Here is a 24651-nt window from a genome sequence, read left to right on the forward strand (position 1 = left end):
ATAAAGAAACTTATTTCACCTTAAGCACTAAGAACATTTCTTAGCGTTTCACCTAAAATCACTACACTACTGTGCTCACGCATTAAGGTTTCAGCACGCCCTGCCTGACGATGTGTCAACGCATCGAAAATCGAACAATGCTGTAAATGTGCATAGTGCAAACGACGATATTCCGACAAAGCTTGCTTCTCATCATAGGTAATGGCTTGAGCAGAAGCCATCGGCAATTGATTGTTTTTTGCTAAAGCTTGTATGAGTGCTACATTTTGCGCGCCCTCAATAATCGTGTCATGAAAAATGACATTAAAATGATGGTAACGTTCTAGTTCAGCATCGCCAAACTCGTCTTTTTCATTAAAGAGTTTTTCAGTTTCTTGAATGCAATGTTGGAGGGTCTTTTTCTGCTCTTCGCTTAAACCTTGTTCTGCCAAAGTTTTTGCAGCCAACCCTTCCAGCACACCTCGCACTTCAAGCGCATCATGGACCAGTTGTTCTGAAATTTCACGGACGGTGTAGCCACGGGTTGGGTTCTTGATGAGAAGACCTTCTTGTTCGAGCAGCCGAAATGCAATACGAACAGGCTGTCTCGAAACACCAAGTAACTCGGCAGTGGGAATCTCAGCAATTCTGGCACCACCTTCAAGTTCCCCTGAAATAATCATTTTTCTTAATTTAAGTAAAACTTGTTGCCCTGAAGACATTTGCTGCCACACATTGTCAAAAACGTCACTTCGATGCTAACAAGTTCATTTGCAAAATGAAATAAATTTTCTGTGTGAATCAGTGCGTAGGAATTTAGCTCAACCTAAACAAGCTCATTTATTTAAAGGCTTTTAAGATTATTCACCATGATATCGAGATTATTACGAATTAAATAAGCCAGATTGATATCAATGCCTTCAAGCATTTTCTCTTCAACTTTTAATACAACTTCATTGCATTTATTGAGTTTTTCAACACCGCTTTCGGTCAGTGTAATTAAAATACGGCGGCCATGCGTAGGGTCTGGTTTCTTTTCAATCCAACCATTAACCAGCAAATCTTGCAGAATTTTATTGGCCGATTGCGGCTTTATGAAAGAACGCTCAGCAAGTTTTGCATTGGATACATTACTTTTTGAAGCTAAAACAGAAAGTGCCGTAAATTGTGGCAAGGTAATTTCAAGCTCTTTTAAATGCTCTGTTAAATGTTTACTAATAATTCGGTCAACACGAGCAATCATGTAACTTAACTTAGGCTCATCTTCTACTTTTTTTTGAACTAAATTTGAACGTACCATAACCTTTCATTCATCATAAGAAAATCTGTAGTGAAAGTATGAGATAGTCACCCCATACTTTCGTTAAAACTTAGCGAGCACCTGAGCTTTGTACTAAATGTACAGGCTGTTTAGGTTTTTTGACAAGAAGTAATGCAGAGATCGCTGCAATTAAGATCACAGGAATGCTTGAACCAATCACAATGGTCGGGCTTTGTCCAAGTGAGAGTAAAAAACCAGCCATTAAAGGTCCAGCAAAAGAACCAATACGCCCAATTGCAACCGCTGCACCAACTCCAGTTCCACGCATTTCGGTTGGATAATACATTGCTGCCAGACCGTACAATGCCGATTGTCCGCCCACAATGAATAAACCACAGCCCACTGCCGAAAGTGCCAGTAATGCAACGGTTGGAGAAATTGCCAAGCAACAAAGTGAGAATAAAATGCCTAGATAAATCAGCTTAATCACAAAACTCATGCGTAACTTATCAAGCAATACACCCATTAAGATTGAACCCAAAATTCCACCAACGTTGTAGCCCATCTGTACATAGTTTGCTTGTAGCTTCGATAAGCCTTGCGCACCCATCAATAACGGCAACCAGTTTAACAAGAAGTACAGCACCACTAAGGTACAGAAGAAACTCACCCAAAGCTGAATGGTCGACATGCGGCGTTCTTTAGCAAATAAAACTTCAAAGAATGGTGTGGTTTTCTGCGCTTGAACTTTACGTTGCAGGTAATCATTTGACTCAGGTAAAAAGCGCATGATGAGTGGAATTAACAAAATAGGCGCAATCCCACCAATATAGAAAATATGACGCCACTCTGCATCACCCGCCAACGACATGGCAACCACAGAAGTCAGTAATCCACCAAAAGGAATGCCGCTATACATGATACTTACCGCTTTGCCCTTGTGCTGGTCAGGCACAGCTTCAGAGGCAAGTGTAATCATCATCGGGAGTGCCCCACCCATTCCTAAACCGGTACAAAAACGGATGAGTAACAGCAAACTGAAGTTAGCAGCATATGCTGTTAGCAAAGACATAATTCCAAAAAGCAGAATACTAAAAATCAGAATTTTCTTACGCCCGACAATATCTGCAAATCTGCCGCCTAATATGGCACCCGGTAGTGTTCCTAAAATTGCAGCACTAAATGCCCATGCCATCTGGCCATTATCCAACATAAACTCAGCCCGCATTCGTGGAGCGGCTACCCCCATTGATTGAAGATCAAAACCTTCAAAAATTGCGATTGCAAAACAAAGCAGTAACGTAATCTTTGCTCTTGCAGACTGTCCTAATATCTTTTCCATTGTGTTGTCCTTTATTGACTAGTCGTTCCATTTAGCCCTTTGTGTATTGTTGTTTAAACACACCAAAAATATCAGTTAAACTTACTAAAAAATCAACATATTTTTATATAAAATTATTTATTAAATTAATTTTTATTTAAAATACATGCAATTATAAAATAATTATTAAATTTTAGAAAAAAGACTTGAATGTAAGTTTAACTGATATTAAATTAAATCTCAGAACATCACAAAATCATTCAAGGAGTATGAAGATGACTTATGAAAATCGCTGGGAAACCGTAGATGTTAAAGTTGAAGATGGAATTGCTTGGGTCACACTAAATCGCCCAGAAAAGAAAAATGCCATGAGTCCTACACTCAATCGTGAAATGATTGATGTGCTTGAAGCCATAGAACTTGATCAAAATGCACGTGTTTTAGTGTTAACTGGTGCGGGTGACTCTTGGACAGCTGGCATGGACTTAAAGGAATATTTCCGCGAAGTCGACACTCAGCCTGAAATTTATCAAGAACGTATTCGCCGTGACTCATGTCGTTGGCAGTGGCAACTTCTTCGTATGTATTCAAAACCAACTATTGCAATGGTTAACGGCTGGTGTTTCGGAGGCGGTTTCTCTCCATTAGTAGCATGTGATCTTGCAATTGCAGCAGATGAAGCAACCTTTGGTTTATCTGAAATTAACTGGGGTATCCCACCGGGTAACCTTGTAAGCAAAGCAATGGCAGATACTGTGGGCCACCGTGCATCTTTGTATTACATCATGACGGGTAAAACCTTTAGTGGTAAAGAAGCCGAAACCATGGGGCTGGTAAATAAAAGCGTACCACTTGAACAGCTAAAAGCAGAAGTGACTGAGCTTGCAAATTGCTTACTTGAGAAAAACCCTGTAGTGCTTCGTACTGCTAAAAATGGCTTTAAACGTTGCCGTGAACTGACATGGGATCAAAACGAAGATTACTTATATGCCAAGTTAGATCAATGTATCCATCGTGATACTGAAAATGGTCGCCAAGAAGGTTTGAAACAATTTTTAGATGAAAAATCAATTAAACCGGGTTTACAGAGCTATAAACGTACTGGTTAACTTTTGATTCTTTAATGGCAATGTAAGGACACAACCCATGCAAAATGTACAGTTACTAATTCACGGTCAATCTGTTGATGCATCAAATCAGGCAACTTTTGAGCGTATTAGCCCCATTGATGGATCAGTGGCAAGCAAAGCCGCTGCTGCAACTTTGGACGATGTTGATCGTGCAATCGAATCGGCACAACAAGCTTTTAAAGTATGGTCGAAGCTCTCACCTACCGAACGCCGTTTACGTTTGTTAAAAGCAGCCGATTTAATGGACCAAAAAACCGAGCAATTCATTGAAACTGGAATGCAAGAAACAGGTTCAACTGCCACATGGTATGGGTTTAACGTTCACCTTGCTGCCAACATGTTACGTGAAGCAGCAGCAATGACCACGCAAATTGACGGAAGCCTGATTCCGTCAGATGTGCCGGGCAATCTTGCGATGGGTGTACGAGTTCCTTGCGGTGTGATTGTAGGGATCGCACCTTGGAATGCACCTGTCATTTTGGCAACACGTGCGCTTGCCATGCCATTGGCTTGTGGCAACACAGTGGTGTTAAAAGCATCGGAAGCCTGCCCAGCAACACATCGTCTCATTGGTGAAGTGTTACATGAAGCGGGTCTAGGTGAAGGTGTCGTGAATGTGATTACGCATGCCGCTGAAGATGCACCACAAATCGTGGAGCGCTTAGTGTCTCATCCAGCTGTGAAGCGCATTAATTTTACCGGTTCAACCAAAGTCGGAAAAATTATTGCCGAGACTGCTGCTAAATATTTAAAACCTGTTTTACTCGAATTGGGTGGCAAAGCCCCTGTTGTGGTTTTAAACGAGGCCGACATTAATGAAGCCGTAAATGCAGTTGCTTTTGGAGCATTCTTTAATCAGGGGCAAATCTGTATGTCGACCGAACGTGTTTTGGTTCAAGACAATATTGCCGACCAGTTTATTGAAAAGCTCATTGAGAAAACACGTTCCATTCAGGCGGGCAACCCAACCTCGAAAGAAAATGCACTCGGTGTTTTAGAAAGTCGCCGTGCCGCAAACCGTATTCAGCATTTACTTGAAGATGCCCAAAACAAAGGTGCCGACTTACCTTTAGGTATTCATATTGAAGACACCACCATGCAACCGACGCTGGTACTCAATATTAAACCTGACATGCTGCTTTACCGCGAAGAATCGTTTGGGCCTGTCTGCACAGTTCAACGTTTTACAACCGTTGAAGAAGGTGTAGCACTGGCAAATGACAGCGAGTTCGGTCTTTCTTCGGCAGTGTTTAGCCAGAATATTTTGCAGGCATTGGAAGTGGCTAAACAGATTGATTCGGGTATTTGTCATATTAACGGCGCAACCGTGCATGACGAAGCTCAAATGCCATTTGGTGGTACAAAATCGAGTGGTTACGGACGATTTGGTAGTAAAGCCTCTATTGGTGAATTTACCGAACTACGCTGGATCACCATTCAGACCCCATCACGCCATTACCCGATTTAGTCGGATTAATGCGAACAACGACATATTAAATAAAAATTGCATGATGCAAAAAATAAAGCGCAGTGATGCGCTTTCCATGGAGTGAAAGAAATGCAAATGAATGCCACTCAATCACAAGACCGCGAACGGTTCGTAAAATTAGGGCAACATGATATTCATTATCACCATAAAGATGACACGCTCTATATCAGCCCAAAAGAGCAATTAAAACCGTATCCACAAAAACTGACAGATCGGTTAATTCATTTTGCACAAACCAAACCAGACCATATTTTTGCAGCAAAACGCAATGCTCAAGGTGAGTGGGTCAAACTAAGTTATGCAGAAGTTTTACAACGCGCATGGCATATTGCTCAGGCTTTACATGAACGTAAGTTAAGCCAAGAAAGACCTTTAGTCATTTTAAGTGGTAATGATCTTGAACATTTAACACTCTCTATGGGTGCTATGCTGGCGGGTGTGCCTTTCTCTGCTATTTCCCCTGCCTACTCTCTTATTTCTCAAGACTTTGGCAAACTCAAACATGTGTTTGAAGTGCTCACACCTGGATTGGTCTATGCCAGTGATGGTCAAGCATTTGCCAAAGCCATTCAGGCATGTATTACATCCGACATTGAAGTGGTGACCAACAAAGGTATTGTGGGCGATCAGATCTGCACGTCTTTTCAATCTCTGTTAGATACGCCTGTTTCAAATGTTCAAGAGTTTTACCAAACCCTTGATGAAAACCAGATTGCTAAATTCCTATTTACATCAGGTTCAACCAAATTGCCTAAAGCTGTACCGACCACACATTTAATGTTGTGTGTTAATCAGCAAATGCTATTGCAGACTTTCCCTGAGTTTGAAGAGACTCCTCCTGTTCTTCTTGACTGGTTGTCTTGGCACCACACGTTTGGCGGCAGTCACAATGTCGGCATCGCGCTCTATAACGGCGGTACGATATACATTGATGACGGCAAGCCTGTTCAGGGAAAATTTGACGAAACCATTCGTAATCTCAAAGAAATTTCTCCAACAGTTTATTTAAATGTGCCAAAAGGTTGGGAAGAACTGACCGAAGCTTTAGAAAAAGATGAAGAATTAAGAGAGCGCTTTTTTGCCAAAGTTAAAATTTTATTCTTTGCAGGTGCAGCACTTTCAGAAGCGGGCTGGAACAGGCTCGATAAAATTGCTCAGCAACATTGTGGAGAAAAAATTCGCATTATGAGCGGATTGGGTATGACTGAAACTGCACCATCTTGCGCTTTTACAACTGGTCCACGCGTGATGGCTGGCTTTATTGGCTACCCTGCTCCGGGATGCGAAATTAAGCTAGTGCCATGTGGTGACAAACTTGAGTTTTGCGTTCGTGGCAAACATGTCATGAAAGGCTATTGGCGCTTAAAGGCGGACCAGCAAAGCACAGTTTTTGATGATGAAGGCTTTTTCCACACAGGTGATGCTGTTCGTTTAGTCGACATCAATGATCCAACCAAAGGCCTCATGTACGACGGACGCATTGCCGAAGACTTTAAACTCAATACAGGCACTTTCGTCAATGTCGGCACACTACGCAACAAAGTGCTTATTCAAGGTAATTTACTGGTTCAAGATGTCTGTATTACAGGTTCAAACCTGAATGCTGTTGGCTTTCTGATTTTTCCAAAATTAGAAACTTGTGCTCAATACGCAGGCCTTAAGCTTGGCGAGCATTCTGCAACAGAGATATTACAGCATCCTAAAGTTCAGCAATGGTTCCGCCAATTTTTAACGACATTTAATAAAGATGCGACTGGCAGTTCAAATACAGTCTCAATGCTTTATTTAATGACCGAACCGCCTCAGCTCGATGCTGGAGAAGTGACCGATAAAGGCAATCTCAATCAAAGCAATATTACTAAACGTCGTGCTGCCTTAATTGATGAGCTTTATCAAAAGCAGGGCGACAACCCACTCATTATTCGGGTACCTACCTTAAAGCAATAAACAGTTGAAATAAAAAAGGAAGCTCAAACTTCGGTTTGAGCTATAGCCCCACTTTTGCCTAAAAAAAGGTTCAACATGCCACACGATACAGAATTTGAACTATTTCGAGACAGTTACCGCAGGTTCTTAAAAGAACAGGTCGCTCCGTATTACGAACAGTGGGAACACGATGGCCTAATCCCACGTGATCTATGGCTTCGTCTTGGGGAAAATGGCTTTTTGTGCGTAGATGTGCCCGAAGAATATGGCGGCTATGGCGCTCCTGTTCATTATTCTCTCATGCTAGTTCAAGAAACTGCTCAAGCTGGCTTTGCATCTTTGGCAGTTGCCATTGGTGGGCAAAGTGAGCTGGTTTCTCCTTACTTGCAAAATATTGGTTCCGAAGAACAAAAACGCTATTGGTTACCGAAAATGGTGACAGGTGAAGTTGTCACCGCAATTGCGATGACCGAAGCCAATGCAGGCTCAGACTTACAGGCCATACGAACTCAAGCCGTTTTAGAAAATGATTACTATCGTGTAAATGGTTCAAAAACATTTATCTCAAATGGTTTGCACGCCGACCTGATCGTTCTTGTGGCTAAAACCAATCCTCAAGCCAAAGCAAAAGGTATTTCAATTTTTCTAGTCGATGCCGCTTTAAACGGTGTTAAAAAAGGCCGCTCTTTACAAAAAATCGGACTACACGCTCAAGATACTGCCGAACTTTTTTTTGATGATGTGTATGTTCCTGCAACCCAGCGTTTAGGTGAAGAAGGACAAGGCTTTGCCTATTTAATGCAAGAGTTACCGCGTGAACGTTTAAGTATTTCCATGATGGCTTTGGGGTCAATTTTAGGCGCCATCGAACTGACCAAAGACTATGTGCTGGAGCGTAAAGCTTTCGGACAACCTTTAAGCCAAATGCAAAACACACGGTTTGTGCTCGCGAATGCACAAATCAAAGCGAAAGCCGCCCAAGCTTTTGTAGACCAATGTGCAGCGCTGTATCAACAACACCAGTTAAGTGTCACTCAAGTTGCCGCACTGAAATGCTTTATCACCGATGTCCAATGCGAAGTGATTGATCAATTACTTCAGCTTTTTGGTGGCTACGGTTACATGCAGGAATACCCGATTTCACGCTTTTTTGTGGATGCACGGGTACAAAAAATTTATGGGGGAACCAATGAAATTATGAAAGAAATCGTTGCCCGAGAACTGCTCGGAAAATAATTCGATTTAAAAACCAAATAAGGCAGACAGAACAACCATGCCTTGTTGAAAACAAAAAATGATATTTCAGGAAGAAATGCTATGTCGAAATTATGGATGTACTCTACCCTTATGCTCTCTGGTTCAGTGTGGGCTGGCAATTTTATTGATAACAGTTCAGTAGAACTCACCACACGAAATTTCTATTTTGACCGCGACTACCAAGAGCAATCTGCCTACCCTGCTGCCAAGGACTGGACACAAGGGTTTATTCTTAAAGCCAATTCAGGTTATACCGAAGGGACTGTCGGTTTTGGGCTGGATGTGCTTGCAACGGCAGGCTTTAAACTCGATGCCGATGCCGAGCATGGAGGTACAGGAAACTTACCCAGAGACACTCGCACCAATGAGCCTGCCGACTCATATGGCGAAATTGGTGTAACAGCAAAAGCTAAAATGAGCCAGACAGAGCTGCGCATAGGCACACTAATGCCGATGAACCCTGTTTTAGTAGCTTCGCCTGCTCGCTTGTTACCTCAAACTTATCGAGGAATTTCACTGACCAGTAAAGATATTAAAGATTTTGACTTACAGGCAGCCTATCTCGATAAAGTGAATCATCGTGATTCAACTAACTATGAAAAAATTAAAATTTCAGGAGTGAATGGACGGTTTAAAAGTGCCGAAACTGACGGACTGTATTATTTAGGTGGGAACTATCAGCTTGATCCAACAATCAAGCTCACAGCGTTCTATATGGATGTTGATGATCTTTATAACCAGACCATGGTCGGTGCCTTACACCAACACAAAATTAATGACACTACTAATCTGAGCTCGCAGTTACGCTACTACCGCAGCCGTGATGACGGACAAGCGAAGGCTGGTTTAGTCGATAATGATCTTTATCATGCTCACTTTGAGTTAAAACATCAAAACCATAAGTTTATTTTTGGAACCTTCCAACATCACGGCGACACTGCCTTTCCGTATTTGACCGGCGGTGAAACAGGCCTGTTAATTGATACATGGCCGGGCGAGTTTTTAAACCCAAAAGAAAAAGCCTATAGCTTCCGTTATGAATATGACTTTAAAGATTATGTACCGGGTTTACGTTTCATGACCCGTTACACCACAGGTCACAATATTTATGCACCTAACTTAGGTGGAACTAATCTAAAAGAACGCGAAACAGACTTTGATTTAGGCTACACCGTTCAAAGTGGCTGGTTAAAAAATCTAGGGTTACGCGCGCGCTATGCAATGTATGACAACAACATGCTCTCCACTGCCAACATCAAGCCTGTAAATGAAACCCGTATCAACATTGATTACACATGGAAATTTAAATAATTCAAAACAAGAGGTTCAGTTACACATAGAACCTCTTTTTATTTCGGGAAATTCATCATGAAGAAAGTTGTAACGCTACTCTGTGGAATGAGTCTGATTGCCCTGACTCATGCCGAAACGCAATATAACCCACCACCTATTCAGCTTGAGCCTTTAGCAAAATTTAGTGTTGATTTAAATGCGCCTGTTTGGGAATTAGGCACAACCAGTGATGCTGGTAAACGCCGAATTATTCCTATTACAGGAGGGTCATTCGAAGGCAAATCACTTAAAGGGCGCATTTTAAATAATGGCGCAGATTGGCAAATCGTTGACAGTAAAGGACTAGCCATTATTGATACACGATATTTGTTAGAAACCGATGATGGTGCGCTTATTTACCTTCAAACCAAAGGTTACCGCCATGGCTCGGCAGAAACACTAAAACAGCTTGCTCAAGGCAAAGATGTCGACCCAAAAAATTACTATTTCAAAATTACCATGCAGTTTGAAACCAGCTCACCTAAATATGCCTGGCTTAACCAGACCGTTGCGGTAGGTAGTGCAATGCGTTTGGGTAAAGCAGTTATTTATGATGCCTATACCCTGAAATAATAATTTTTATAACACCTACAAAAAGGATGGACCCTTCATTATGGATCAAAAAACTTTAGAACATTTACCACCAATCCATCACCATTTGGGTGGACACAATATCCATTGGAATGAAAAAAACACTGAGCTCGCCATCCACTACACGGCGCTAGAAAGCTTTACCAATCCACGCGGCACCGTTGAAGGCGGCATGATCTGCGCCATGCTTGACGACGTGATGGGACTTTTTGCATTTCTTGCCAATAACCATAAACCCGCCACCACCATCAACTTAACCATGGACTTTTTAAGACCCTGTGCTGTGGGCGAAGTCATTACAAAATGCCGATTCATTAAACAAGGCAAAACTGTACTGAATATCGAAAGTGAAGCTTGGCAAAACAACAAAATGATTGCACGAAGCACAGCTAATTTTCTGGTTTTAGATTAATTGCAAACATTCATTCAATAAGGATATGAATAAATGAATTACACCAACAATAAACGAATTTTGACCCACTCCGCTTTAGTACTTGCCATGCTTGGTTCTTTGGCAGGCTGTGGAAGTGATAGTGATGACACAACTACTCTCTCAACAACGAAACCGCCTCAGTTGTCTCCTGCTGTGGGCGTAAAAATGACAGGAAGCTGTTCAGACTTACTCGGATTTCAATACAACAATACCGTCATTAGCTCAGCCACTCTTCAAGAGGCAGGCACATTGACTGTAGCCAACAAACCAATTGGGGCTCATTGTTTGGTCAAAGGTTATATGGACCAACGTGTAGGCCCTGTCGATGGACAAACCTATCAAATTGGTTTTGAAATGCGCTTACCTGTTGATTGGAACGGCCGTTTTCTCTATCAAGGCAATGGCGGAACCGATGGTAATTTAATTCCTGCAACGGGTCAGGTCGGCAGCGGCGGTCCACTTACCAATGCCCTTCATGATGGTTTTGCTGTTATTTCTTCCGATGCTGGACATAATGCCTCACAAAATCCAATGTTTGGTTTAGACCCTCAAGCCAGAATCAACTACGGCTATGGTGCGATTACCAAACTCACGCCTATGGCAAAAAATCTAATTAAAACAGCATATGGTAAATTGCCAGACCGCTCCTATGCAGGCGGCACTTCAAATGGCGGACGCCACGCCATGATTGCCGCAACCCGTTTAGGCGACCAATATGATGGAATTCTAGCAAGTACACCCGGTTTTCATTTACCTCGTGCAGCCGCAGCTCAACTTTACACAGCACAGCAGCTTCGTCGTGTCGCAACCGATGAAAATGACTTAAGTACCGCTCTTACCCTTTCAGAGCGCAAAGTATTAGCAAAAGCGATTTTAGATCGATGCGATGCTCTAGACGGTGTTGCAGATGGGCTGGTTCAAGATGTTGAGGCTTGCCGTACTGCATTTGATATTCACAAAGACGTACCCGTTTGTTCAAGCACAAGAGATGGCACCTGTTTAAGTACCGAACAAATTGATGTACTAGCCAACATTTACCGTGGCCCTGTAAATTCGGCTGGACAAGCCCTCTATGCAACCCAACCTTTCGACCCAGGTTTAGTCGGCAGTAACTGGGCAAGCTGGAAATTTGAATCTTCGGTTGGAACAGCGCGTGACCCAGTTGCTGTCGGTATTCTTTTTCAGGTTCCACCAGACCCAACTGTAGTTCAAAACTCTAGACAGTTTGCTTTTAACTATAATTTTGATACTGATTATCTAAAACTATCGGCGACCAATGATGTATACACCGAAAGTTCGATGTCCTTCATGATGCCGCCCGATGAATTGAACTTGGATAAACTCCGTAATCACGGTGGAAAAATGATTGTGGTACAAGGTACAGCAGACGGCGTTTTCTCTGTGGATGACACCCAAAATTGGTACGATCAACTGCTACAACACTATAAAAATGATGCAAAAGGTACAGCGCCTGAATTTGCACGTTTCTTTAGAGTTCCAGGCATGAACCATACCCGTGATGGCATTGCGACCGACCAATTTGACGCATTGACTACTTTAGTCAACTGGGTGGAATATGGGCAAGCGCCTGACAAAATCATTGCGACTGCACGCGGCGCAGGTAATCCAAGTGGTCAAGTGAATACTGAACTTCCGCAAGACTGGGCACCAGACCGTACTCGTCCACTTTGCCCTTACCCACTGATCGCTCGTTACAATGGTCAGGGTGATAGCGAAAAAGCTGAAAACTTTAGCTGTAAATAACACCCTATAAGATAAAAAGAGAGCTTACATAGGCTCTCTTTTTATCTCACTCAACTTAATCTTAGCTCAAGCTTTACTGCTTAAACTTTTTAATACTTTTAGACAGATGAGCACGCATCATTTGTCGAGCCAACAAACCATCTTGATCAACAATTGCGTTATAAATATTGACATGATCATGGTGAACCGCTTTTAAATACTCTTCACGGTTTTCTGGGCTTTGCTCAATAGATTTTAAGCGTGCACGCGGAATAATTTTTTCACCAAGGTACTTTAAAAAATCAACGAAATATTGATTTTCAGAAGCTTCAGCAATCGCAATATGAAAATCATAATCTGCTTTTACCGTGCCATCATTTGCATCTGAAGAAATATGTCGCTCAAAGTCTTCAAGCGCTGCCTTCATTTTATCGATATGGATTTGCTTACGACGCTCTGATGCTAAAAAGACAGCTTCAGACTCAAGGCTAATCCTAAGCTCCAATAAAGAAACAATATCGTTAATGGTTTCTAAACTGGCATTAGAGAGCAAAAAATTCTGTTCCACAGTCTGCTCTTTGACAAAAGTACCAATCCCGTGACGAGTCTCTACAAACCCTAAAGAACGCAACTCAGTGATTGCTTCACGAATGACAGAACGGCTTACTTCAAAAGTTTCAATTAATTCAAGTTCGGTCGGAATCTTCTCTCCGACTTGGAAGTCTCCAGACTGAATTTTTTCGATCAGTTGTTCTACAATAATCTGGCTTAGTTTTTTTGTTGATCTAGGTTTAATTGCACTAGACATAATCTGAAGAACTCATGAAATGTTGAAAAAATTAGAAAATTCATTTTACTATAAACTTAGACGATAGTCATATTCGGTTTTTATACCCCTAAGTTATTAAAATCAAAATATTTTATCTCAATTATCAAACATTCACACATATTTAAAAAGTAAGCAACTTGTACTTATTTGAATATTTAATAATTCGTTGAATAAGTTAAAAAATATGCAGCCCAATACCCTTGATTGAGCTGCACAATTTTTAAATTTGAGCCTGACTTAACTGCCCATTGACCAGACGAGTAATCTGTAATGGATTACTATCTTTTAAGGCATCGGGTAATAAAACTTGTGGCGTATTTTGGAAACATACTGGACGCAAGAAACGCTCAATTGCTCCCGTACCTACCGAAGTTCCGCGTGCATCACTGGTTGCAGGGAAAGGGCCACCATGCACCATAGCATCAGACACTTCAACTCCTGTCGGGAAGCCATTAAACAATACACGACCCGCTTTGCCTGTTAACAAATGAAGAAGCTCACCTGCTTGAGATAATTCAGCGTCATCACCAATAATGGTTGCAGTAAGCTGGCCACCTAAAGCGTCAATTCCTTTTAATAAGGTTGCCTCATCTTCTACACCAATCACAATCGACATCGGTCCAAACACTTCATGTTGAAGTTTCGGGTTGCCCGATAATAAAACAGATTGGTCTGCTTTAAATAAGTGTGCTTTTGCTTGAGAAACTAGCTCAGGTTCCTGCCCCATTGCAATCACTTCAAAACCAGATTCGCCAGTTAATGCATCAATTCCTTGTCGATAGCTTTTTAAAGTACCTTCGTTTAGCATGACTTGAGGTACAGATTTTTGCGTAGTTTCACTTAAAGCTGCTACAAAACGATCAAACTCAGGACCTTGTACACCTAAAATGAGTCCTGGTTTTGTACAGAACTGACCACATCCCATATTAAATGAAGCAACCGTTTCTTGAGCAATTTGTTCACCACGTGATGTAAGGGCTTCGGGCAACACAACAACCGGATTAACACTCGACATTTCCGCAAAGAATGGAATCGGCTGAGGACGGCTCTGCGCAAGGTTATAAAGCGCCATTCCACCTTCAAGAGAACCTGTAAAACCAGCTGCTTGAATCAGTGGATGTTCTACTAAGTTTGCACCAACACGAGATCCAAAAATCATGTTGAATGTGCCTTTAGGCATATCGCAAACTTCAATTGCTTTTTCAATGGCTTCTGCTACAAGCTCAGCGGTTGCCATATGGCCTGAATGTGCTTTGAACACAACCGGACAGCCTGCTGCTAAAGCAGCTACGGTATCACCGCCGGCGGTTGAAAATGCAAGCGGGAAATTACTTGCGCCAAAAACAGCAACCGGACCTACCCCAACTTTGTACTGGCGAAGATCAACACGCGGCAAAGGCTTACGTTCTGGCAATGCAACATCTATGCGGGCACCGTAAAAATCACCACGTCGTAAAAGTTCCGCAAATAGTCTTAATTGACCAGTAACACGGCCTGTTTCGCCTTGAAGTCGGGCAAGTGGCAAACCTGTTTCAAGTGAAGCCACTTCTTGTAAGTTCGCGCCTAATGCTTCAATTTGACGAGCAATTTCTTCAAGAAAAGAGGCACGTTGCTCTTGAGATGTTTGGCTATAAACTAAAAAAGCATTATGTGCAGCTTGAGCAGCTTGATCCACTTCTTCAAGCGTTGCCTGACTAAATACATAACCTGTTGGTTGATAGTCTTTTGCACCTACACTTTCTATGCTTGGTGCATTTGCAGCAATACGTTGCCCATTAATAAACTGCTGACCATTATTTTTACTCATGTTTCGTCTCCAATGCCTGAATACATAAAATTATTGCGGACCTAAGGTTGCGATTAAGGCAGCTAAATCGTCATAGTCTGCTTGAGTTAAATCGCTCAATGGTGGACGTACAGGACCTGCATCATGCCCAACAATTTTGGCACCTGCTTTAATCATGCTTACCGCATACCCTGATTTACGGTCACGAATTTTAATAAGCGGCAAGAAGAAATCTTTAATTAAACGATTCGTCGTTGCAAAGTCATCACTGCGAAGCGCGTTATAAAACTCCATTGCAGTCTTTGGAATAAAGTTAAATACAGCCGATGAATAAACTGGACAACCTAAGGCTTTATATGGTGCTGCAAAAACCTCTGCTGTCGGCAGGCCACCTAAATATGACAAACGATCACCAATGGTTTGCGTTACCGCAGTCATCATGTCGATTTGACCAGAGCTATCCTTAAAGCCAATTAAGTTTGGGCACATCTCAGTTAATTTCTGAATCGAATCCAGATTTAATCTTGATACGCTACGGTTATAAAAAATTACGCCAAAGTCTACTGAGTTACATACTTGCTTGACATGTTCGATCAAACCTTCTTGGCTTGCTTCAGTTAAGTAATGCGGCATTAACAAAATACCGTGTGCACCTAAGCGTTCTGCTTCTTTCGCTTGTGCAATCGCTTGTCGTGTCGGACCGCCTGCCCCAGCAATAATAGGTACGCTACCTTTGCAAGTGTCTACAGCGGTCTTAATCACTTCCGAGTATTCATCTCCAGTTAACGAGAAAAACTCACCCGTACCACCCGCAGCAAATAAAGCACTTGCCCCATAAGGCGCTAGCCATTCAAGACGTTTTGCATAAGAAGATTTGTTGAAGTCCCCATTTTGGTCAAAGTCAGTCACTGGAAAAGAAAGAAGACCATCAGAAACAATGTTTTTTAACTCAAGAGCATCCATTAGCAAATATCCATACGTGTTTATGTTGTCAGACATCTTACATCACAAGTTTTATTTTTATCAATACATTTTCTCAATGAAAACTGAAAATTTTTAAAGAGCTAAAACTCCTCTATAACAACCTAATTAAATTAGACTTAAATATTTGTTTTATATTTAAAATTTAAAAATCACCTCAAATTTGTGTACAAACACAAAAAAGCTGCCCATCAGGGCAGCCATAAAATAAAAACATGTTGTATTTAAAACTAACGAACCAGACACGGTTTTTTATTATTAAACGACCAGTTTGGTATTAAAAATTGCATGGCATCGGCATCATTACGGGCACCTAAACCTTTTAATTTATAGAGTTCATGCGCTTGGTTAATTCGGTCCCAGTCCAGCTCAACACCAAGCCCCGGTGCTGTTGGTACCTGAATTTTACCGTCTTTAATTTCAAGCGGCACTTTCGTTAGCTGATCTGTACCTTCTTGCCAAATCCAATGTGTATCAATTGCCGTTACCTTACCTACCGCAGCAGCTGCAACGTGGGTAAACATAGCAAGTGAAATATCGAAGTGATTATTAGAATGTGAACCCCACGTTAAGTTGTACATATTGCAGAGCTGTGAAACTCGAACCGAACCTTCCAATGTCCAAAAATGTGGATCAGCCAGAGGAATATCAACGGCTTGCAACTGAATGCTATGCGACATTTCTCGCCAGTCAGTAGCAATCATGTTGGTCGCAGTGGGTAAACCTGTGGCACGTTTAAACTCGGCCATAATTTCGCGGCTTGAATAACCTTGTTCTGCACCACACGGGTCTTCTGCATAAGCCAATACACCTTTAAGATGTTTGCCTAACGCAATTGCTTCGTCTAAAAACCATGCTCCGTTTGGATCAAGCGTCACACGTGCTTCTGGAAAACGGCGCGCGATTGCTGTGACAGCTTCAGCTTCTTGTTCACCGTGCAACACCCCACCTTTAAGCTTAAAGTCTTTAAAGCCATATCGGTCATAAGATGCTTCGGCCAAACGCTGTACAGCATCGGGTGTTAATGCTTTTTCGTGACGAACTTTGTACCAGTCATGGTTATGCTGAGGTGTGGTCGCATAGTCTAAAGAAGTCTGTTTTTGGTCGCCAATAAAGAATAAATATCCTAAAACCTCAACTTCACTACGTTGCTGCCCTTCGCCAAGTAAACTTGCAACATTCACATTTAAATGCTTACCAAGCAGATCAAGTAATGCTGACTCGTAGGCAGTCACTACATGAATTGTGGTACGTAAATCAAAGGTTTGGTTCCCTCGTCCACCACTATCGCGATCAGCAAAATTTTGCTGGATTTTTTTGAGTAAATTCTTATATTCCCCAATAGGCTGCCCTTCTACCAATGCTTTTGCATCATTTAATGTGGCTAGAATTTTTTCTCCACCCGGAATTTCTCCAACACCAATATTTCCAGAGTTATCTTCGATAATAAGTATGTTACGAGTGAAATAAGGTCCATGGGCACCACTCAAATTGAGCAGCATACTGTCATGTCCAGCAACAGGAATTGCTCGAATTGATTTAACGATAGGTGTAGAGGTCGCCATTAAAATACTCCTTGGCATACTGATGTATTTTTCACAAATAAAACTTACAAGACATCATATGACTTGTCAATATAATCTCGCATAAAAATTATTTTTCGAGGCTACTTGCCAAAATAATATTTTTAATCATATGATGTCATACATCTAAAGGCGCGGTTTTAGAACTAGGACTATAGAGTAGATACAAAATTCCGTTTTCTCATCTATTCTATCGATGAATTTGACATGACGTCACCTATTTCACGGATATGCAAATAGGTCGATTATTAAAAGAGTTTGTATATGGATAATTTGCAAACAAATATCGCTGTAGTGACTCAGCAAAGAGCCAAACATACGAAAACTCGCTATTACATTCTAGCGATGATTTTTTTGGTAACGGCTTTTAATTACGGTGATCGTGCAACCCTTTCAATGGCTGCAACGCCAATGTCTCATGAACTGGGCATCGACTCGGTTACCATGGGATATATCTTCTCAGCCTTCGCATGGGCTTATGTTATTGGTCAAATTCCAGGTGGTTGGTTACTCGATAAGTTCGGTGCTCGCCGTGTGTATTTCTGGAGCTTGTTTTTATGGTCTTTATTCACTGTTTTAATTGGGTTTACCAATATTTTAGGTGACACAGCGACCATTATTACTTCTCTATTTGTCTTAAGGTTTTTAGTTGGATTATCCGAATCACCAGCTTTCCCAGGTAACAGTAAAATTGCTGCTGCATGGTTCCCTACCAAAGAACGCGGAACGGCTGCTGCCATTTTCAACTCTTCTTCTTATTTTTCCACTGTACTTTTCGCCCCCCTCATGGGTTGGCTTGTTGCAACCGTACATTGGCAATCTATTTTTTGGGTCATGGGTGGTTTAGGAATTCTACTTTCCTTTATCTGGCTAAAAGTTATTTATAGCCCGACCGACCACCCGACAGTTAACCCAGAAGAAGTAAAATATATTGCTTCAGAAGGTGCTTTACTCGACATGGGTGAAAATAGCCAGAATACTAAAAAAGAAAAAATTACATGGAGCAAGGTCAAACAACTACTCTCATCACGCATGATGCTCGGTATTTTCATTGGACAATATTGTGTAAATACGCTCACTTATTTTTTCTTGACTTGGTTTCCTGTCTATCTTGTAAAAGAAAGACATCTCAGCATTTTAGAAGCTGGTTTTGCAGCAGTTGCACCTGCACTCTGCGGCTTTGTGGGCGGGATTTTAGGCGGGTTAATTTCGGATAAATTAATTCGCATGAATTATGGCTTAAGCTTTTCAAGAAAGCTTCCAATCGTGGTCGGATTCTTAGTTTCAACCTCAATCATTATGTGTAATTACGTCGATTCTCAAGCGGCCATCGTGTTCTTTATGTCGTTATCTTTCTTTGGTAAAGGCGTAGGCTCTTTAGGCTGGGCAGTTATGTCTGACGTTGCACCGAAAGAAATGGTAGGACTATCTGGTGGAATGATGAATGCATTTGGTAATACAGCAGGAATCGTCACCCCAATTGTGATCGGATATGTCTTGGCAAGTACGGGTTCTTTCAACCTTGCATTGACTTATGTAGGCGTGCATGCAATTGCAGCTGTCATTTGCTATACCGCTATTGTCGGCAAGATCCAACGCTTCGAGTTAAAACCAACATCTTAAAACTTTAGCGCTATAACGCTTGAACAAATTAAGCGTTATAGCCCCCCTCTTCAAATGTATACAAGGAATGATCATGCCCAAGCCTATCCTGATAAGAATTAGTCCCCTTGATAATGTTGCTATTGTAGTTAATGACGGCGGTTTGCCACCATCTACAAATATTGAAGAATATCAATTAACCTTGGTTGATCATGTACCTCAAGGGCATAAAGTTTTATTAGAAGAATTAAAACAGGGCGAAGCAATTATTCGTTATGGCGAAACGATTGGCTATGCCAACAAAGACTTACCTGCAGGCTCATGGGTGAATGAAAATGTTACCGAAATGCCCCAAGCACCTGAACTAGATGATCTCGAGTTAGCAACCCGTCCTGATCCACAACTTCCTACTCTTAGCGGATATACATTTAAAGGCTATAAAAATAAAGATGGCAGCGTAGGCACAAAAAATATTTTAGGCATTACCACAAGCGTTAACTGCGTAGAAGGTATTGTCGATTATGTCGTCAAAATTATTGAAAAAGATCTATTACCTAAATATCCAAACGTAGATGGTGTCGTCGGTTTAAACCACTTATATGGATGTGGTGTGGCCATTGATGCACCTGCTGCAATTGTGCCTATTCGTACTATCCATAATCTTGCACTCAACCCTAATTTTGGTGGAGAGATTATTGTTGTAAGTCTGGGCTGCGAAAAAATGCAACCTGAACGACTCCTAAATATTCCAAAAGAAAACAAATATATTCCCCTAGCAAATGAAGACATTATTCAGTTGCAAGATGAACGCCATAACGGATTTGAAAGTATGGTGAACCATATTTTAGCCGTGGCAGAACAACATCTGGAAAAATTAAACCAGCGTACACGTGAAGAAGTTCCAGCATCTCATCTTGTCGTAGGAATGCAATGTGGTGGGAGTGATGCATTTTCTGGAGTAACCTCAAACCCTGTCATTGGTTTTGCAGCCGACCTGATTGTGCAATGTGGTGGCACAGTCATGTTTTCCGAAGTTACAGAAGTTCGCGATGGTATTCACCTACTCACCCCACGCGCAGCAAATGAACAAGTTGCCAAAGACTTAATTCGGGAAATGAAATGGTACGATGACTATTTAGCAGCAGGCCAAGTAGATCGAAGTGCCAATACCACGCCGGGCAATAAAAAAGGTGGACTCAATAACATTGTAGAAAAAGCGATGGGATCGATTGCTAAATCTGGTCGCTCACCGATTGTAGAAGTCCTCTCACCCGGGCAAAGACCGACTAAAAAAGGATTAATTTTTGCAGCAACACCTTCAAGTGACTTTATCTGTGGTACTCAACAAATGGCATCGGGAATTACCGTTCAAGTCTTTACCACAGGTCGTGGCACCCCCTATGGTTTAGCAGCAGTGCCTGTCATTAAAATGGCAAGCAGAAACAATATTGCAAACCGTTGGTATGACCTGATCGATATCAGCGCTGGTGATATTGCCATTGGTAAGAAAACCATTGAAGAAGTGGGCTGGGAACTTTTTGAACTGATTTTACAAGTGGCGAGTGGTGAGCAACAAACGTGGTCGGACCGTTGGGGAATCCATAACTCACTTGCTGTATTTAACCCTGCACCTGTGACCTAATAAGATTTAAAAGATGAGGACATTTCCTCATCTTTTCACATTTTAGTTATTAATTACGACACATTTCACCAAAACTTACCATCGCTGCTAAAATAACACAGAAAATTAAGAACTCTATTTCTCTATGCAAAACCAGACTGCTCCAACTCTCCCCTCAACTCAACTTGGAAAAGCATTGCTTTGTCTCATGACATCGGCATTATTATTTTCCATTATGGGAGTATGCATTCGTTTTGCTTCACAAACAGTGGACAATGCCACCGTCGTATTTTTTAGAAATGCAGTGGGTTTATTTATTTTTATTCCTATGCTCTTTAAGCAAGGGCTGGACTTTGTTAAGACCGATAAGCTTTGGATGCACACGTGGCGAAGTGTCGTGGGGCTCGCTGCAATGTATGGTTTTTTCTATGCCATTGCCAACTTAAAACTATCGAATGCGATGGTTTTTAGCTACTCATCTCCAATCTTTATTCCACTTATTGCATGGCTTTTCTTAAAGGAAAAAATCACAAAATCGATGATTTTTGCCGCCGTTATTGGGTTAATTGGAGTTTTATTTGTTGCTAAACCCGATCAAGGCCTACTCAATGCATTGTCCTTTATTGGTTTAGGCGCATGTTTTTTATCAGCGATGGCTTTTGTAACTGTAAGAGCTTTAACCAGTACAGAACCACCTGAACGTATTGTTTTTTACTTCTGTATTTTTGGTAGCTTAATTTCATCAATTCCAATGTTCTGGCATTGGCGTATTTTCACTTGGCATGAACTCGCATTGCTGATTGCCGCAGGACTTTTAGCAAACATTAGTCAGCTTTTTATGTCTTATGCTTATAGCTTAGCACCAGCAGGACAAATTGGCCCAATGAACTACATTGCCATTATTTTTGCAGGAATTTGGGGATTTGTTTTTTGGCATGAATTACCGGATCTGTTTACTCTGATCGGCATATTTATTATTTTATTTGCTATTTTGCTCTGTAATCCATTTTTGCAAAAAAAGTTATTCTCTTGCTTTAAGTAGCAGGCAAATCTTATTCTAATTTTGATACTGTAATCGATACTCATTCGGTGAAATGCCTGTCCAGTGCCGATAGGCTTTTCTAAAATTAGAAGTATCTGAAAAGCCAATTCTCTCGGCAATTTCATCTATAGATAAAGTCGTCTCTCGCAAATATTCATCCGCAAGACGGCGCCGAGTTTCATCTAACAATTCTTGATAGGTTAAATTAAAACCCGCTAACCGCCGATGTAAGGTACGCTTTGAAATATGCAACCGCTCAGCCATTTCTTGAGCCGATGGGAAAAGTCCTGTTCCATCTAACAAGATCAAACGAATCGTTTTCACCAACTCAGGCTCTTCAAGTTCAGCTGTACCTAACATCCGCTCACAAAAAGACTTACACATGTCTGCAGTAATCGGGTTGGCATTTGGACAAGGTACATCGAGCCACTTTAAATCAAAATGCCATTGCATTACGCCAGCATTAAACTGAACGGGGCAATGAAAAACTTTTTCATATTCTCCTGCATAGTCAGGTGCTGGATAAGGCAATAAAAGCTTCTTTGCTTGAAATGGCCCTTCAAGCACACGTTCAATTAAGGTTTGCATTGAGCTAAACCAAAACTCGCACACCAAAGGCAGAAGCTTACCAAGTGCAATAATGTCTTGCCCTTCAAAAACAGCAGCATCCTCTCGAATATGAAAAGACTTCTTTAAAATAGGCCCAGCAAGTTTAATATGTCGAATGCCAAGTTCTACCGCTTGTCTAAAATTACGCGAAGAATAGAGTGCGTAACTATATACCCCAAAATCTGACAGCCGCTGCTTTTGTCCTGCACGCAATCCAATTAACGGATCATGAGATAAACGTTGAATATTTTGAAATAACTGGATTTTTTGAAGTTGAGAAATATATAAAGAGGGTTGATTCATCGCATCTGATGAAATATTTGTACCAGATAGAACATCTGACATTGAATGGCCTTGCAAGCCCATTTCATCAAATAAACTGGTCAACCCCAGCAAATATGTATTCGAACCAAAAGATGTATTATCATAATTTCCTTCGATAACAACATTTGTATTTTTATAAATATTATTAGCCATTTAACTCACACCATCCATAGAGTGACGTGCATAATGGCACTAAACTACCTCTTGTTGTCTCAATTTAACATCGACCATACAACGCTTCAAGCATAAAGTATGATAAGCAAAAGTATGGGAAGGAATAAAAATGGAACACTCCACTTTAAAAGAATATAGCGGCTCTGCCACCGAACATATGGAACTTATTTTTTCCAAACAACGTGCTAATTTTGAAGCGGACCCTTACCCAAGCCTTGAGGCTCGCCGAACAAAACTGCATCAACTCAAAAAACAAATTATTCGTTATCAAGATGCTTTAGCTGCTGCGATTAATGCTGACTTTAGTTCAAGATCACTGGATGAATCTAAACTATTAGATTTACTTGGCTCTGTGTTAGAGGCTGATCATGCAATTCATCACTTACGCCGCTGGATGCGCCCAAGTAAACGCCGTACCGAGCTTTTATTTTTATCAAATCGTTTAAGTGTGCAATACCAACCTAAAGGCGTGGTTGGTGTAATTGTTCCTTGGAACTTTCCAGTTTATTTAGCACTTGGTCCGCTCATTGCCGCATTAGCTGCGGGCAACCGAGTCATGATTAAATTGTCTGAAATTACACCGAATACCAATGCAATGCTACGACGTATGCTCGCCGAAGTCTTTAATGAAGATGAAGTCGCAGTTTTTGGTGAAGAAATTACAGACCCAGCAAGATTTACCTCTTTACCGTTTAACCATATTGTATTTACTGGCTCTCCAGCTATTGGCAAAGTCGTAATGAGAGCAGCGGCTGAAAACCTAACTCCAGTTACACTTGAGTTAGGTGGTAAATCACCAGCAATTGTGAGCCGTAGCTACCCGATTGCCGATGCCGCAAAACGTATTACGCATGGTAAGGCTACCAACAGTGGGCAAATCTGTGTAGCGCCTGACTATGCTTTGGTTCCCAAAGAAAGTATTGATGAATTTGTGGATGCTGCAAAATCAAGCTTTATAAAAATGTTTGGTCAAAACATTACAAACAATGAGAATTACACGTCCATTGTAAATGACCGTCATTTAAAACGTATTCAAGATATTTTGACCGATGCACAAGAAAAAGGTGCGCGGATTATTCCTTGCGACTCTTATAGCTTTGACCAACAAGGCCGCAGAATGCCTGTACAAATTGTGCTTAATTGCACTCCCGACATGCGCATTATGAAAGAAGAACTCTTTGGCCCTGTTTTACCTGTGGTTGCATATGATTCTTTAGATGATGCGATTACTTATGTGAAATCGGATGAACGACCTTTAGCACTTTACTTCTTTACACATAGCTCAGTAGAACGTGATCGTATTTTACGTGAAACTCATTCGGGTGGTGTGACCATTAATGATTGGGGTTGGCATGTAGTTAACCATGATGCTCCTTTCGGCGGTATCGGCAACTCAGGCATGGGGTCATATCATGGTGAAGAAGGTTTCCGTGAACTTTCACATGCAAAAACGGTATTTACACGCCATCGGTTTTTCCCGACTCAACTTTTCCACCCTCCTTATGGAACATTCCTACAAAAATTAGCGATCCGCTTTTTCTTGAAAAAAGGTGATCCAAATATTAAATAAGGATTATAAAAAAGCCTCGTAATGAGGCTTTTTTTATTGGGTTTAAGATAAAAACACTTCTAATAAAA

20 protein-coding genes are annotated in these 24651 nt (G+C 41.3%); 12 read left to right on the plus strand and 8 right to left on the minus strand.

Features of this window, described 5'->3' with window-relative positions; translation table 11 throughout:
- Nucleotides 1-20 precede the first annotated feature (20 nt).
- From RMB03_RS08495 to mhpT, 3 genes are all read right to left on the minus strand, one after another.
- Entirely contained in the window at nucleotides 21-713 is a 693-nt protein-coding gene (locus tag RMB03_RS08495) for a GntR family transcriptional regulator (protein ID WP_080593028.1), read from the minus strand.
- 110 nt (nucleotides 714-823) lie between these two features.
- Nucleotides 824-1279 carry a MarR family winged helix-turn-helix transcriptional regulator gene (locus tag RMB03_RS08500; RefSeq protein WP_017391609.1) on the minus strand — a complete coding sequence of 152 codons (456 nt, stop codon included), beginning with the start codon at nucleotides 1277-1279 and terminating at the stop codon, nucleotides 824-826.
- A gap of 70 nt (nucleotides 1280-1349) precedes the next feature.
- Nucleotides 1350-2582 (minus strand): 3-(3-hydroxy-phenyl)propionate transporter MhpT, encoded by a 1233-nt coding sequence (gene mhpT / locus RMB03_RS08505; protein ID WP_311075331.1) that lies wholly within the window; start codon nucleotides 2580-2582, stop codon nucleotides 1350-1352.
- A gap of 248 nt (nucleotides 2583-2830) precedes the next feature.
- Between mhpT and RMB03_RS08510 the strand changes: the two genes are divergently transcribed.
- The 8 genes from RMB03_RS08510 (at nucleotide 2831) to RMB03_RS08545 (ending at nucleotide 12483) form a co-directional block, all read left to right on the plus strand.
- A complete protein-coding gene (locus RMB03_RS08510; protein ID WP_171058526.1) occupies nucleotides 2831-3670 on the plus strand; it encodes a p-hydroxycinnamoyl CoA hydratase/lyase in 840 nt (279 codons plus the stop codon).
- 37 nt (nucleotides 3671-3707) lie between these two features.
- Complete coding sequence (locus RMB03_RS08515) at nucleotides 3708-5159, plus strand: aldehyde dehydrogenase (RefSeq protein WP_311075333.1); 1452 nt, start codon at nucleotides 3708-3710, stop codon at nucleotides 5157-5159.
- A gap of 81 nt (nucleotides 5160-5240) precedes the next feature.
- Entirely contained in the window at nucleotides 5241-7127 is a 1887-nt protein-coding gene (locus RMB03_RS08520; RefSeq protein ID WP_311075335.1) for a feruloyl-CoA synthase, read from the plus strand.
- Between the two features lie 75 nt (nucleotides 7128-7202).
- On the plus strand, nucleotides 7203-8342 hold the full coding sequence (locus RMB03_RS08525; protein WP_311075337.1) for an acyl-CoA dehydrogenase family protein: 1140 nt from the start codon (nucleotides 7203-7205) through the stop codon (nucleotides 8340-8342).
- Nucleotides 8343-8423: 81 nt separating this feature from the next.
- Nucleotides 8424-9674, plus strand: coding sequence for an OprD family porin (locus RMB03_RS08530; protein ID WP_311075339.1), 1251 nt, complete (start codon nucleotides 8424-8426; stop codon nucleotides 9672-9674).
- 57 nt (nucleotides 9675-9731) lie between these two features.
- Complete coding sequence (locus RMB03_RS08535) at nucleotides 9732-10268, plus strand: DUF3237 domain-containing protein (protein ID WP_311075341.1); 537 nt, start codon at nucleotides 9732-9734, stop codon at nucleotides 10266-10268.
- Between the two features lie 40 nt (nucleotides 10269-10308).
- The gene (locus tag RMB03_RS08540; protein ID WP_311075343.1) at nucleotides 10309-10698 is read left to right on the plus strand and encodes a PaaI family thioesterase; all 390 of its coding nucleotides are present in this window, start codon (nucleotides 10309-10311) and stop codon (nucleotides 10696-10698) included.
- Nucleotides 10699-10731: 33 nt separating this feature from the next.
- Complete coding sequence (locus RMB03_RS08545) at nucleotides 10732-12483, plus strand: tannase/feruloyl esterase family alpha/beta hydrolase (protein ID WP_311075346.1); 1752 nt, start codon at nucleotides 10732-10734, stop codon at nucleotides 12481-12483.
- A gap of 73 nt (nucleotides 12484-12556) precedes the next feature.
- On the opposite strand, the gene RMB03_RS08550 is transcribed toward RMB03_RS08545, so the two are convergent.
- The 4 genes from RMB03_RS08550 to gudD form a co-directional block, all read right to left on the minus strand.
- A complete protein-coding gene (locus RMB03_RS08550; protein ID WP_005042034.1) occupies nucleotides 12557-13270 on the minus strand; it encodes a FadR/GntR family transcriptional regulator in 714 nt (237 codons plus the stop codon).
- 241 nt (nucleotides 13271-13511) lie between these two features.
- On the minus strand, nucleotides 13512-15098 hold the full coding sequence (locus tag RMB03_RS08555; protein WP_311075348.1) for an aldehyde dehydrogenase (NADP(+)): 1587 nt from the start codon (nucleotides 15096-15098) through the stop codon (nucleotides 13512-13514).
- Between the two features lie 30 nt (nucleotides 15099-15128).
- Nucleotides 15129-16040 carry a 5-dehydro-4-deoxyglucarate dehydratase gene (gene kdgD / locus RMB03_RS08560; RefSeq protein WP_017391618.1) on the minus strand — a complete coding sequence of 304 codons (912 nt, stop codon included), beginning with the start codon at nucleotides 16038-16040 and terminating at the stop codon, nucleotides 15129-15131.
- Nucleotides 16041-16288: 248 nt separating this feature from the next.
- Entirely contained in the window at nucleotides 16289-17623 is a 1335-nt protein-coding gene (gene gudD / locus RMB03_RS08565) for a glucarate dehydratase (RefSeq protein WP_311075351.1), read from the minus strand.
- Nucleotides 17624-17905: 282 nt separating this feature from the next.
- Here gudD and RMB03_RS08570 point away from each other — a divergent pair, with 282 nt between their 5' ends.
- The 3 genes from RMB03_RS08570 to RMB03_RS08580 all read left to right on the plus strand — a co-directional run bounded on the left by RMB03_RS08570 (nucleotide 17906) and on the right by RMB03_RS08580 (nucleotide 21906).
- Entirely contained in the window at nucleotides 17906-19264 is a 1359-nt protein-coding gene (locus tag RMB03_RS08570; RefSeq protein ID WP_005042042.1) for an MFS transporter, read from the plus strand.
- Between the two features lie 73 nt (nucleotides 19265-19337).
- Nucleotides 19338-20885, plus strand: a complete 1548-nt coding sequence (garD, locus tag RMB03_RS08575) for a galactarate dehydratase (RefSeq protein ID WP_311075354.1) — start codon at nucleotides 19338-19340, stop codon at nucleotides 20883-20885.
- A 124-nt stretch (nucleotides 20886-21009) separates the two neighbouring features.
- The gene (locus tag RMB03_RS08580) at nucleotides 21010-21906 is read left to right on the plus strand and encodes a DMT family transporter (RefSeq protein WP_311075356.1); all 897 of its coding nucleotides are present in this window, start codon (nucleotides 21010-21012) and stop codon (nucleotides 21904-21906) included.
- 15 nt (nucleotides 21907-21921) lie between these two features.
- Here the strand turns inward: RMB03_RS08580 and RMB03_RS08585 are convergent, their stop codons facing one another.
- Nucleotides 21922-22992 (minus strand): AraC family transcriptional regulator, encoded by a 1071-nt coding sequence (locus RMB03_RS08585; RefSeq protein WP_311075358.1) that lies wholly within the window; start codon nucleotides 22990-22992, stop codon nucleotides 21922-21924.
- Nucleotides 22993-23122: 130 nt separating this feature from the next.
- Here RMB03_RS08585 and RMB03_RS08590 point away from each other — a divergent pair, with 130 nt between their 5' ends.
- On the plus strand, nucleotides 23123-24583 hold the full coding sequence (locus RMB03_RS08590; protein ID WP_311075360.1) for a coniferyl aldehyde dehydrogenase: 1461 nt from the start codon (nucleotides 23123-23125) through the stop codon (nucleotides 24581-24583).
- Nucleotides 24584-24651 lie beyond the last annotated feature (68 nt).

Origin of the sequence: Acinetobacter sp. V91_7, assembly GCF_031799075.1 — a bacterium.
Taxonomy (GTDB): domain Bacteria; phylum Pseudomonadota; class Gammaproteobacteria; order Pseudomonadales; family Moraxellaceae; genus Acinetobacter; species Acinetobacter calcoaceticus.